At 36.4% G+C, this 12,914-nt stretch carries 11 protein-coding genes; 3 read left to right on the forward strand and 8 right to left on the reverse strand.

Annotation, left to right across the window (positions count from 1 at the left end):
- Position 1: 1 nt before the first annotated feature.
- The 6 genes from I7X29_RS03920 to I7X29_RS03945 are packed head-to-tail and all read right to left on the reverse strand — an operon-like array spanning position 2 to position 7,393.
- Positions 2-1,417, reverse strand: coding sequence for a lipopolysaccharide biosynthesis protein (locus I7X29_RS03920; RefSeq protein ID WP_198472903.1), 1,416 nt, complete (start codon positions 1,415-1,417; stop codon positions 2-4).
- A 12-nt stretch (positions 1,418-1,429) separates the two neighbouring features.
- The gene (radA, locus tag I7X29_RS03925; protein WP_198472904.1) at positions 1,430-2,794 is read right to left on the reverse strand and encodes a DNA repair protein RadA; all 1,365 of its coding nucleotides are present in this window, start codon (positions 2,792-2,794) and stop codon (positions 1,430-1,432) included.
- Positions 2,795-2,803: 9 nt separating this feature from the next.
- On the reverse strand, positions 2,804-4,261 hold the full coding sequence (locus tag I7X29_RS03930; protein WP_198472905.1) for a hypothetical protein: 1,458 nt from the start codon (positions 4,259-4,261) through the stop codon (positions 2,804-2,806).
- On the reverse strand, positions 4,258-5,310 hold the full coding sequence (locus I7X29_RS03935; RefSeq protein WP_198472906.1) for a hypothetical protein: 1,053 nt from the start codon (positions 5,308-5,310) through the stop codon (positions 4,258-4,260). The genes I7X29_RS03930 and I7X29_RS03935 overlap by 4 nt, the downstream gene beginning before the upstream one ends.
- An 11-nt stretch (positions 5,311-5,321) precedes the next feature.
- Complete coding sequence (gene rfbA, locus I7X29_RS03940; protein ID WP_198472907.1) at positions 5,322-6,200, reverse strand: glucose-1-phosphate thymidylyltransferase RfbA; 879 nt, start codon at positions 6,198-6,200, stop codon at positions 5,322-5,324.
- A 20-nt stretch (positions 6,201-6,220) separates the two neighbouring features.
- Entirely contained in the window at positions 6,221-7,393 is a 1,173-nt protein-coding gene (locus tag I7X29_RS03945; protein ID WP_198472908.1) for a metallophosphoesterase, read from the reverse strand.
- Between the two features lie 132 nt (positions 7,394-7,525).
- On the opposite strand from I7X29_RS03945, the gene I7X29_RS03950 reads away from it, so the two are divergent.
- Positions 7,526-8,599 carry a glycoside hydrolase family 6 protein gene (locus tag I7X29_RS03950; protein WP_088594053.1) on the forward strand — a complete coding sequence of 358 codons (1,074 nt, stop codon included), beginning with the start codon at positions 7,526-7,528 and terminating at the stop codon, positions 8,597-8,599.
- Between the two features lie 16 nt (positions 8,600-8,615).
- On the opposite strand, the gene I7X29_RS03955 is transcribed toward I7X29_RS03950, so the two are convergent.
- Together I7X29_RS03955 and I7X29_RS03960 are read right to left on the reverse strand one after the other, a co-directional pair.
- Positions 8,616-9,209, reverse strand: coding sequence for a M15 family metallopeptidase (locus I7X29_RS03955; protein ID WP_198472909.1), 594 nt, complete (start codon positions 9,207-9,209; stop codon positions 8,616-8,618).
- A gap of 134 nt (positions 9,210-9,343) precedes the next feature.
- On the reverse strand, positions 9,344-10,276 hold the full coding sequence (locus tag I7X29_RS03960) for a malate dehydrogenase (RefSeq protein ID WP_002678807.1): 933 nt from the start codon (positions 10,274-10,276) through the stop codon (positions 9,344-9,346).
- 201 nt (positions 10,277-10,477) lie between these two features.
- Between I7X29_RS03960 and bioD the strand changes: the two genes are divergently transcribed.
- Both bioD and argS read left to right on the forward strand, forming a co-directional pair.
- Positions 10,478-11,089, forward strand: coding sequence for a dethiobiotin synthase (gene bioD / locus I7X29_RS03965; protein ID WP_198472910.1), 612 nt, complete (start codon positions 10,478-10,480; stop codon positions 11,087-11,089).
- A gap of 16 nt (positions 11,090-11,105) precedes the next feature.
- Complete coding sequence (gene argS / locus I7X29_RS03970; RefSeq protein WP_198472911.1) at positions 11,106-12,899, forward strand: arginine--tRNA ligase; 1,794 nt, start codon at positions 11,106-11,108, stop codon at positions 12,897-12,899.
- Positions 12,900-12,914: the final 15 nt, after the last annotated feature.

Here is a 12,914-nt window from a genome sequence, read left to right on the forward strand (position 1 = left end):
ATTATGCTTTTGACCGAAGTGATTTTTGCTTGATTACAAAGCTCGCTAAATAACCATAGATAAGCAGAAACAAAACACCTATATAAATGCTATTGCCAAAGGCATAGAAATTTATAAAAGAGAAGAGTACACTCATACCAAGGAAGATTTTTATCTTCCTTTTTTTGTAGGGTATCGGGTAGTATTTTTGTCCGTAGTAATACGAGATACTCATCATTGCAGCATAGGTGATGAGAGTAGCCAGCGCAGCTCCTCTATAGCTAAGCCAAGGAATAAGTGCAAAGTTGAACACTACCGTGATAGCCATTCCTATTAAGGATACAATCGCGCCAAAGCTCGTGCGATCGGTTACTTTGTACCATACCGAAAGACTGTGATAAATACCCAAACAAAGGTTAGCTAACAAGATAATAGGTACAATCCAGAGGGCATCCCAGTAGGCTTTATTAGGTATCAAAATAAGTTTAAAAACATCGGTGAATACGGTAATAAAGAGCAAGATAAAGCCTCCGCACACAATGAAGTATTCAGTGATACGTGCGTAAGTTTTAGGTGCATTCTTATCTTGAGCACTACTGAAAAAGAAAGGTTCTATACCAAGTTTATAGGCAGTCACAAAAAGATTCATAAATACCCCCATTTTGTAGCAAGCTGAGTAGATACCAATCGTTTCATCAGCTGTATCAGCAGGAAGGAGCATTCGCAAAAACACACGGTCAAAACCTTCGTTCACAGCAAAAGCGATGCCCGCCAAAAGTACGGGAAAAGCGTAGATCATCATCTCTTTCCAAAGAGGATAGTAGAATTTGAAACGTATTTTGAGGTAGATAGGTAGCAGCACAATAAATGTCGCTAAACTAGCAATCACATTGGCTAAAAAAATGTAGTATACACCACCGTTTGTTGCGAGATTTTCAGGAGACAAATAATTTAGATAGTAGATATTAAGCGCTAAATTTAAGGCTGTATTCCCTATCTTTACCATTGCGTAGAGTTTGGCTTTGCCTTTATTTCTGAGCCAAGCAAACGGAATGACCACTAAGGCATCGAGCACCAATATATAAATGGCAAAGACAATATATTGCACATCGTAGTTCAGCCAAGAAGCAATAAAGTGTCGCAATAAGTAGGCAATCAGCAGAAAAAACAAAGAGCTGATTGTAAGAGAAGTAAGCGCAGTAGATTGCACCTTTTTCTTCTGTTCGCCTTTATTCATAAAGCGGAAGAAAGCGGTTTCCATACCATAAGATAGCAGTACATTCCCCAAGATAAGGTAGACAAACAACCCTGAATAGATACCAAAATCGGCAGTATCAAGTTTATTCACGTACAGCCTTGTGAGCAATAGGGTTAACACACGAGGAAGTACAGTAGCAATGCCGTAAATAATAGTATCTTTAAAGAGTTTTCTCAACATAAGGCGTTCTTCTTATCCAAATAATTCTTGTATCGCATCTTCTATTTTAGCGACCGTTATAACTTTTATCTTCGTATTTTTGAGAGCTATTTTGTTGTATTTAGAAACAAAAATGGTATTAAATCCTAATTTTTCAGCTTCAGTAATGCGTTGCTCTACACGTTGTATAGGGCGTATCTCGCCACCTAAACCTACTTCACCAGCAAAACACACATCCTTCTGAATGGCTATATCTTCATTGGACGATAGGATAGCCATTGCCACCCCTAAATCGGTTGCAGGGTCGTCGATAGTAATGCCTCCGGTAATATTAAGGAAGACGTCCTTAGCACCTAAGCGGAATCCTGCGCGTTTCTCAAGCACCGCCAAAAGCATATTGAGGCGTTTGGCATTGAAGCCCGTAGTACTGCGTTGTGGTGTACCATAGACCGCTGTACTCACGAGGGCTTGTATTTCAATCATCAGCGGACGCATACCTTCTAAGGTGGCAGCTATAGAAGTACCGCTAATGGTCTCATCAGTTTTGGAAATGAGAATCTCCGAAGGATTATTTACCTCGCGCAATCCATTACTAAGCATTTCATAAATACCTAATTCGGAAGTAGAACCAAAGCGGTTTTTTAATGAACGCAAGATACGGTACACGTGGTTGCGATCGCCTTCAAACTGCAGAACGGTATCCACCATATGCTCTAATATTTTAGGTCCTGCTATTTGTCCGTCTTTAGTGATATGTCCAATAAGTATTACAGGGGTATGAGTAGTTTTAGCAAACTTAATCAATTCGGAAGTACATTCTCTAATTTGAGAAATACTCCCTGCTGATGCCTCTATATAATCGGATTGAAGGGTTTGGATAGAGTCGATAATCACGATTTCAGGCAAGAGTTCTTTTATCTGTTGGAAGATATTTTGCGTCTTAGTTTCAGTGAGAATAAAACAGTTATCAAGTCGGTGTGGAATGCGGTCGGCGCGCATTTTTATCTGTTTTTCACTTTCCTCTCCCGATACGTAGAGCGTACGATAGGGCAAGTTAAGAGCTATTTGCAATAATAGTGTACTCTTGCCTATCCCTGGTTCACCTCCTAAAAGAGTAACCGACCCTGGCACTATGCCCCCACCTAGCACATTGTTCAGTTCGTGATTGTTGCTGTTGAGGCGTGGCTCTTGCTGGGTATCGATTTGGGAAATAGGGATGTACTTAGGTGCCTTGTTTTTAATAGGTGATTCTTTTTCTTGCCAAGCAGGAGCCGTGTCTTTTTGTACTACTTCTTCTACAATGGTATTCCACTGCTTGCAAGTGTAACACTGTCCTTGCCATTTGCTATATTGCGCACCGCAATTCTGACAGAAATATGCTGTTTTTAGTTTTGCCATTTTTAGATGTTAGGATTTTAGTTTTAATTCAGCCATTTTCATCTCAGTGAAAGTTTTAGGATTGTAAGAAAGTTTTTTCATTTTCTTTCCTTTAGTATGATAGAGATAGACCCCGTTTTTATCTTTAAAATAGTAATCATGTCCCAGATAATCATTTATAAATATTGTACCTACAAATTCCATTGTATCAAAATCACAAATATTCTTGATTAACTTATTTTCTAACCATAAATAGTCTTTAGTTGCAAAACATATTTTCAAATCTTTCAGTTCTGAGGTAAGAGGGAGTTCTTTTTTAATTCTCAAGTTACTAATTTTATTAGGTTCAAGAAATTTTATAGCGTTATAACTCTGATTTAAATACACTATCTTATTATTCCACAACACAAAAGAGTCCCAATAATATTTATTGAAGTTATTCTCGTATTTCTTTGATTTTAGAATTTCTTTTACAGACTCGTTAAGAGCAATCGGAGTAAATTCATTTCTATAATAGTCAATTATATAAAAATCATTCTCATCACAATACAAATTATAATCTCTCAAGTACTTTAATTTATTGATATTCTTAACTTTTGCAATACTCATTCCATTTTTATATTCTTTATAAACATCCTTAAAATTACAAAAATACTGATTATTTCTCATCGCCAAGTTTAAATCAGAACGAAAAGTAATATTTTGATAGGGATAAAAATAGGTTAGTGTTCGATCATTGATATCAAAAGCAAAAACACCTTTTGTAAAATCAACTTTTTCTACTCCTAATGGTGTATTTTTTTCAGTAAGATCTCCTATTACTTCAAAATCAAGATCAGTAAGGTAAAAAGTATCCTCATCATACAGACTATGAGCATCATATTCGCTAAGAGCTGGTTGAAAATGTACTGTTTTAGGGTCTAAATTAGAAATAACTTTTAAAATACTTGTTATTTCATTATAAGAATAGACTGCTTTATCATCTTTCAGTAAATAACTCTCTCTATCTTTAAATTTGTATATAATTTCAGGATGATTAGGGAAGCCTTTAAGTTCTTTTTTAAACAATTCTTCTCTTCCTAATATAAAATCAATCCAATACCATATCCCATCAATACAATAGGTTTGTTCGCCAAATGTTGCTGTAAGACTTTTAGTAGGGAAAACCTTATGAAAGTCATAGGTATTATCCTTATCGATATAAATAAAAGCATTCTTGTAATAACAATAATCATCATTGGCGACCATAACATACGCATTAAAACCACCTCCATAAGCAATCACTCGAGGATTCTTGTTTTCTATAGGCAGTTCTATTTTTCTATATAAATTAATACTTATACCATCGTAATTTCTACCTATTTGTACCAAGTATACTTTCCCATTTTCAACTTCTATGTAGTATTCACTTTTTACATAAATATGATCTCCTGCCTGCAAAAAGAAAGTAGTAAAGAGGGTTAAGATAAGTATTATATAATTCTTCATTTTCTATTGAGTAATATGGTATACAAATTCTCTTCACTAAAGTTTTGAGGATCGTATGAAAGTTTTTGTAGTAGTTCTTTACCTGTGTGATAGAGATAGACTCCGTTTTTATCTTTGAAATAGTAGTTGTATTCTACCTCTGCCCAATCGCCACTGGGATTTATAACATCTACTACAGAGCCCACAAAGGTCATAGTATCGAAATCGCAAATATTTTCTATAACTTTATCTTCTATCAGCAATTTATCCTTTGAGGCAAAACACAATTGTAAATCTTTTATTTCAGAAGTAAGGGGTATACGTCTTACAAGTCTCGCTTTGAACACATTTCGCCTATTATCTATTTCATAATATCGTATTTCATTATTCACCAGAACAAAGGGCTGTAATTGATGTTGATAAGACTCTCTACCTTTATTGGTATATTTCTTATGAGTTATCAATGTTATATAGTTTTTGTTCTTGAGACGATGCCATTTATTACTATAAAACTCATCTTCCTTATAATAGTTTTTCCCATCATAGTACCAATCTTTTTGGAATAGGCTTGACTTTTCTTTTTGCGGAGAGGAAAGTTGCTCAACAGGATTATTGATAGGTTCTTTTTTGATAGGTTGCTCCCTATCATAAGGGTTATAACTGACTCTGTACCAAACTCCATCGATAAGAAAATTCTGGCTACCCAAAAACTTAGTAACACTTGCTACTGTAAAAACTTTTTCAGGAGTGATTTTTTCCCTCCTGTTATAAAAAATATGACTGTTCACAAAGTAATACCAAGTATCATCAGCAATAAGCAAATGATTGGTATCTCTACCTTCAGTTACTGATACAAAATAAGCATTTTTCCCAATGTTATTAGGCAATAACACTTTTTTATATTCAGCAATACTAATACCATTAGGGTCTCTTGCTATTTTCACTAAAAACAACCTCCCCTTCTCATTCTTCACTTGATACTCCTGAGTAGTATGCCAGTTATAACTATCACTCGCCTGCAAAAAGAAAGTAGTAAAGAGGGTTAAGATAAGTGTTACAAAAGGTTTCATTTTGTTAATTATCAATTGTTCTTTGTTAACTGCAAAAGGTATTGCCCATATTGGTTTTTGAGCATTGGCTTGGCGAGTTCTTGCAGTTTTTCGGCGGTAATCCACCCCTTGCGATAGGCTATTTCTTCCAAACAAGAAATTTTGAGTCCTTGGCGTTTTTCTAAGGTCTCCACAAAGTTAGATGCTTCGCTAAGTGAATCGTGAGTACCCGTATCAAGCCACGCAAAACCACGTCCTAAAAGTTGTACTTTTAGTTCACCGTCATTTAGGAACACTTGATTCACAGTAGTAATCTCTAATTCACCTCGTGCTGAAGGTTTGATATTTTTAGCTACTTTCACTACCTTATTAGGATAGAAATAAAGCCCCACTACTGCATAGTTAGATTTGGGTTGTGCTGGTTTTTCCTCAATGCTAAGTACATTACCTGCATTGTCAAACTCGGCTACTCCATAGCGTTCAGGGTCTTTTACGTAATAACCAAAAACAGTAGCTTTACGTTCTTTCGTTACATTTTCTACCGCTTGAAAAAGCATTTTTGAAAAACTCTGTCCGTAGAAAATATTGTCGCCTAATACCAAACACACATCATCATCTCCTATAAACTCTTCTCCTATGATAAACGCTTGAGCTAAGCCATCGGGACTGGGTTGTTCTGCATAACTAAGGCGAACGCCAAAATCAGAGCCATCACCTAATAGACGCTCAAAACCTAGTAAGTCTTGAGGGGTAGAAATTACCAATATCTCACGGATACCTGAGAGCATCAACACCGATAGTGGATAGTAAATCATTGGTTTATCATAAATAGGGAGTAATTGTTTAGAAACTCCCTTTGTAATGGGGTAAAGGCGTGTACCTGAACCTCCTGCTAATATAATTCCTTTCATTAGTTATTAATGTTTAGTTGTTAATCATCATCTTCAGGGATTTCAGCATTCTCAATAATAACTGATTTTTCTCCCTTGTTATTTACTTTATATTCTTTGCCATTCTCTATCAGCAAACCTTGTACTACTCCTTTGGCGTGAGCTACATCAAGGTCGATAACACGTTTGTTCATCAGGTAAGTTACCTCGCTGTGAAGAGTGTGTCCTATAACAAACTTACCTACTTGCCAACGTTCTAAAATAGTTTCGGCTTCGGTTGTATCAATAGTTTGTTTGCCCCAACCTCTGTACCACGTAGGACTTATACCAAACTGATAGAGAATACTATATAAGCTATCTTTGCATTTTCGTGCTTTTAGATTATCAAAATAGTAGTCACGAGCTTTGTTATTTAGTTCTTGTACAGTGAGTCCTAAATTGGCAATTTCTATAGAAATACCAGCGTGTACAAATACATAATCACCTATTTTTTCAACGATATTTTTGGTAGCCAACCAGCGCCCTAATTCTGTATCAGGCTTGTAGAAGTGTAGGTATTCATCTTGTAATAGAGAAGCATTCTGGAAGTATTTTTTGCGCACATAGCGGAAGTCGTTATTCATATTCATCAAGTCGTGGTTGCCAAGTATAAAATGTACTTTACCCCCTGCTTTTTCAGCTTGTTGTTCTAAATGATAGATAAGCCAAAGTGTTTGTGTAACCCAAAGTCCGCGATCAAAAAAATCACCTACCGTCACTAAATGCCCCTTACCATATTTCCATTGGTATTTAGCATTCATCACCCCATTAACTATCAAAAACTGCTTAAAAGCCTCAAATTCACCTTCGATGTCCGAAATAGCAATGAGTTTTTCAGGCATATTATACACTGCTGTTTCATTCTTTAATTCTTTTTTAATTCTAAAACTAAAAGATTCTTTATCACTGAGTTGTGCTGTGAATTTTTTACCTTTGATATCCTTAGTAAATGTTTGAATAAACGGTAATGCTACACCTTTCTTCTCAGTAATTTGCTTTACAACAATTCCTTTATCAGTATAAAAAATATAAGGTCCATCAAAGCCTGCTTTAGAGTTATCTTTGTGCAGACGAGCCTGACTGAGAATAGGCATTAACCCTTGTGCTTGTAACCTATTATTGCCTAAAACAAAACAGCATAAAAACGCTAAAAAAGTAATATATGTTTTTTTCATTAGATAAAAAGTGAAAAACTTTGGCAAAGGTATAGTATTTATTTGAAAATAACAAATTTACAGATTAGTAAATTTGCAAAATCAAAAATAAAGCACTACCTTTGTAGCCTTAAAACATTTAAAAAGAAAATTATGAATAAATTAGTATCCTTAGTGACTTTGTTATTACTAACAATCGCTTGTGAAAAATCAGGGGAAGACAACACCCCCTCTACACAGACTTCTACTACACAAATACCTTATGATTGGGATTTCTATTTGGAACCTTCTCGCTTAAATGCAGTGAAAAAGGAGCCTAATATAGAACTGAAAAAGCTGTATTACCAAGTGTATGGTACGCCCTGCGGAGGTTGGTATGACGGCGGTGTTAGTCCTGGTAGTGGTGGTAAAGAGAAAAATGACCGTTGGCTTAAAAACTTCGTTGAAGGAGCTGAACGTGCCCGCAAAACGCCTATTGTGGTGCTTTACGGTATTCCCAATCGCGATTGTGGGTCGTTTTCAAAAGGAGGGCACCCTAATGCTGCTTCTTACAAAGAGTGGATAGACCGCGTAAGTGCCATTATTGGACAACGCCGTGCGGTGGTTATTATTGAGCCTGATGCCATTAACTACTGCGGTCACCCAAGAGGCTCAGCTAAATACAATGAGCGTGCTGAACTGCTTAGTTACGTCGCTGAAAAACTAAATAAGAACAACCCTAAAGTAATGAGTTATATTCATGCTGGGAATTCTGTTTTGGTTACCCAACATCCTGAAACTGTTGCAAATGCTATTATAGATGGAGGCTTAAAATATATGCGTGGTTTTGCACTGAATGTTTCGGGAGTGGGAGGTACTGCTGAAGAACAAGCTGGAGCTGAGAAGTTTGTAGCTTATTTAGCTACTAAAGGTTTCAAAAATACACATTATGTTATTGACACAGGGCGCAGTGGTATAAATCGTCCTAAACACCAAAATGCTAATGCTCCTTATAACTCTTGTAACAACTTCAATGCAGCTTTAGGTCCGCGTAGCACTACCAAAACCACTGGGGCACACGCCGATGCTTATTTGTGGATTAACGGAGGAGGTGGCTCTGACGGTGAATGTAAAATGGGAGCCCCTGCAGCGGGAGAACCTTATCCTGAATATACTCGTGCTTTAGTTAACAACGCAATCAGAGTTAAAAGCATACAAATTTTAGAACTTCCTAACAATCTCAAATAACTACCATTATTCGTAATTATTCACATTGCCATTGAAAGTTTTCTACTTTGGATTGCATTTCAGGGCGGTATTCGTAATGCCACCATTCCGAATAAATAGATTTGAAGTTGTATTTATTGAGTATATCTTTCAGCAACTTGCGATTTTTAAGTACTTTTTTAGAAAGAGTGGTACAAGTATGATGGGCTTTCTCACCAAAAAAATCAAAAGGAGTGCCCATATCCAATTCTTTACCATCCTTATCTACTAAAGTGAGATCGACTGCTGCTCCACGATTGTGTTTAGAACCTTTGGCAGGATTGGCTACATAATGAGTACCTGGAAGTATTTCCCACATCTTTTTTTGTACTTCAAGAGGTCTATAGCAATCAAATAGTTTAATGCGATATCCCAAAGTTTTAAACTCCTCATTAGCTTTTACCAAGGCTTCCGCTGTTCTTTTGCGCAGATAGCATTCTCCACACTCATAAACAGCTTGTTTAAGGAAGTTATCAGGAGTTGCATATTTCATATCAAATACAAAATCGGAAGAAAGACTTTTGAGGAGCACAAAATCAGTTTGTTGTGCCGTAGCAATAAAAGTGACAAAAAATGCAAAAATATATTTCATAAATAAAAGAATTTTTAATAGTTATAAGTATCTTTACGAATTACCCCCTTCGGTGAACGGAAACACCAAATAAAATAAAAGCGACTTTTTTCGGAAAAGTCGCTTTTATTCTAATTTTAAAGTCTTAAGGCAGACTATAACACACTTGCTAAAGCTTTATTTACTTCACGTACGGCTTCAGTACTTTCTGCAAATTTAGCTTTTTCAGCATCGTTGAGTTTTACCTCTACAATTTTTTCAACTCCATCTCTACCGATAATTACAGGAACCCCTACGCACACATCTTTTTGTCCGTATTCACCTTCGAGTAACACTGAGCAAGGGAAAAGTTTCTTTTGGTCGCAAGCGATTGCCTGTACTAAAGCTGATACAGCAGCTCCTGGAGCATACCAAGCTGAAGTTCCTAAAAGTTTAGTAAGGGTAGCACCACCTACTTTAGTATCTTCGGCTACTTGGTTAAGACGGTCAGCACTCAAAAACTCAGTTACAGGCACACCGCGATAGCTTGCCAAACGTGTAAGAGGTAACATACCACTATCACTGTGAGCAGCAATTACCATACCATCTACATCTGAAATCGGACTGTTAAGCGCTTCTGCCAAGCGGTATTTAAAGCGTGCGCTATCAAGTGCTCCACCCATACCGATGATGTGGTTTTTAGGTAATTTAGTAGCTTTGTGTACCAAATAAGCCATAGTGTCCATAGGGTTGCTCACTACAATTACAATCACATTAGGTGAATATTTCACCAATTGTTCAACAACTGATTTCACAATGTTTGCATTGGTACCGATAAGCTCTTCACGAGTCATACCTGGTTTACGAGGAATACCAGAGGTAATCACAGCTACATCACTGCCTGCAGTTTTTGAATAATCATTGGTTACCCCTGTAATACGAGTATCAAACCCATTGAGGGAAGCGGTTTGCATCAAATCCATAGCTTTACCTTCTGCAAAACCTTCTTTGATGTCAATTAATACTACTTCAGACGCGAAGTCTTTAATAGCAATGTACTCTGCGCAACTTGCTCCTACGGCACCTGCGCCTACTACTGTAACTTTCATATAATCTATTATTTAAAAATGATGAGTTATAAAAAACTCAATCAATGGTTATTTTCAAGCCACAAAAGTAGAAAGTTTTTAATAATTGTGCAAATATTTTTAAGAAAATTTTTGGATTTTAAAAACTAAAAACTAATCGCTATTTTTTGCTCATTTGCCAATTACTTTGTACTTTTGCACTCTCAAAACAAACCATTCAAAATGAAAGACACTTATTTTGTGGTGGGCATTTCCACCGAAGTTGGCAAAACCATCGTTTCAGCAATTCTTACAGAGGCTTTTCAAGCTGATTATTGGAAACCTATACAATCAGGAGACTTAGAGAACTCAGATACTGACAAAGTAAAACGACTTATCAGCAATACACGCACTGTATTTCACCCTAATAGCTATGGATTACACACTCCTGCAAGTCCACATCTTTCAGCTCAATTAGACGGTGTGCGAATTGAGCTTTCTAAAATTGTACGCCCTGAAACCAATAATACACTTGTTATAGAAGCAGCAGGCGGATTGTACGTTCCTCTCAATGAAAAAGATATGATGCTTGACCTAATTTATCCTACGGATAAAGTCATTTTAGTTTCTCGTCATTATTTGGGTAGTATCAACCATACGTTACTCACTTACGAAACACTAAAAAACAGAGGGTTAAACATTCATAGTATAGTATTTAGCGGCTCCCCTACCCCATCTACTGAAGAAGTGATTTTACACCATACTAACTTGCCTGTATTACTACATATTGATGAAGAACCTTATTTCGACAAACGAGTTATTTCTGAATACGCTATAAAAATTAACACCCCTTGAGATTGATAATTAATATATGCAAAATTTAAATGACATCCTAAAACAACATATACTACAAGCCGTACAAGAACTGTACAACGTAAGTTTAGAAAATGTAGAATTGCAACAAACTAAAAAAGAGTTTGTAGGCGATGTGACCCTCGTAGTCTTCTCACTTTTGCGCCACATCAAAGGCAATCCTGTGCAGATAGGCGAACAAATAGGAACTTACCTCAAAGAAAAAGTAGGTAATTTAGTAACCGATTTCAATGTGATTAAAGGCTTTCTAAACCTTGTTATCGCTGATACTTATTACCTCAACTTTTTAACAGAAATAAAAGACAATCCTCAGTTTGGATTAGCAACACCTAATAGTAAAGAGGCTATTTTAGTAGAATATTCATCTCCTAACACTAATAAGCCTTTGCACTTAGGACATATCCGTAACAATCTCTTAGGTTATTCAGTAGCCGAAATCTTAAAAGCTGCCGGACATAAAGTGTATAAAACCCAAATTATCAACGATAGAGGAATACACATTTGCAAATCTATGGTAGCTTGGCAACGTTTTGGCAATGGAGAAACTCCTGAAAACACAGGATTAAAAGGAGATAAACTAGTAGGAAACTACTATGTAGCATTCGATAAAGCGTATAAAGAAGAAATCCAAGAACTAATAGCTCAAGGAAAATCTAAAGAGGAAGCTGAGAAACAAGCACCTATATTTGTAGCAGCTCAAGAGATGCTTCGCCAATGGGAAGCAGGCGCCCCTGAAGTAATGAAACTTTGGAAACAAATGAACGGATGGGTATACGATGGTTTTGCTGTTACTTATAAGAATTTAGGAGTAGATTTCGACTCGTACTACTACGAAAGCAATACCTATTTATTAGGAAAAGACATCGTAGAACAAGGTCTACAAAAAGGGGTATTCTTCAAAAAAGAAGATGGCTCTGTTTGGTGCGATCTCTCCGCCGATGGTTTAGATGAGAAGTTGGTACTCCGCGCCGATGGTACTTCAGTATATATAACCCAAGATATGGGTACTGCCATTCAACGTGTGAAGGACTATCCCGATGTGAAAGGAATGGTCTATACTGTGGGTAACGAACAAGACTACCACTTCAAAGTACTTTTTCTCATTTTAAAAAAATTGGGGTACGATTGGGCTTCACACTTGTACCACCTCAGCTATGGTATGGTAGATTTGCCTAGTGGAAAGATGAAAAGCCGTGAAGGAACCGTTGTAGATGCCGATGACTTAATTGCTGAAATGGAACAGACTGCTAAAGTAATTTCACAGGAACTCGGCAAACTCGATGGCTATACCCAAGCACAAAAAGAAGCTTTATATCACACTATTGGCTTAGGAGCCTTAAAATACTATATATTAAAGGTAGATCCTAAAAAACGTATTTTATTTGACCCTAAAGAATCTATCGATTTTCAAGGAAATACAGGACCGTTTATCCAATACACCTATGCTCGTATCCAATCTATTTTACGCAAATACGCTGAAACGAATAATAACAAAGAAATAACTGCTATACAACCTGATGCTCTACAAGAAAAAGAAAAAAACTTACTGAAAAGTATCACCCTTTTCCCTTTTATTGTACAAGATGCCGCGGATAATTATAGCCCTGCTGTGGTCGCTAATTACGTATACGATTTGGTAAAAGACTTCAATTCATTCTACCAAAACGTTTCCATTTTAGGTGAAGAAGACACTAACAAACGCTATTTTAGAGTAGCTTTAAGCAAAAAAATAGGTGAAATCATCGCAGAATCTTTTAAAATGTTAGGAATACAAGTGCCTGAAAGAATGTAGGTTATAAAAAATATG

The organism is Capnocytophaga periodontitidis, assembly GCF_016126015.1.
GTDB classification, from domain to species: domain Bacteria; phylum Bacteroidota; class Bacteroidia; order Flavobacteriales; family Flavobacteriaceae; genus Capnocytophaga; species Capnocytophaga periodontitidis.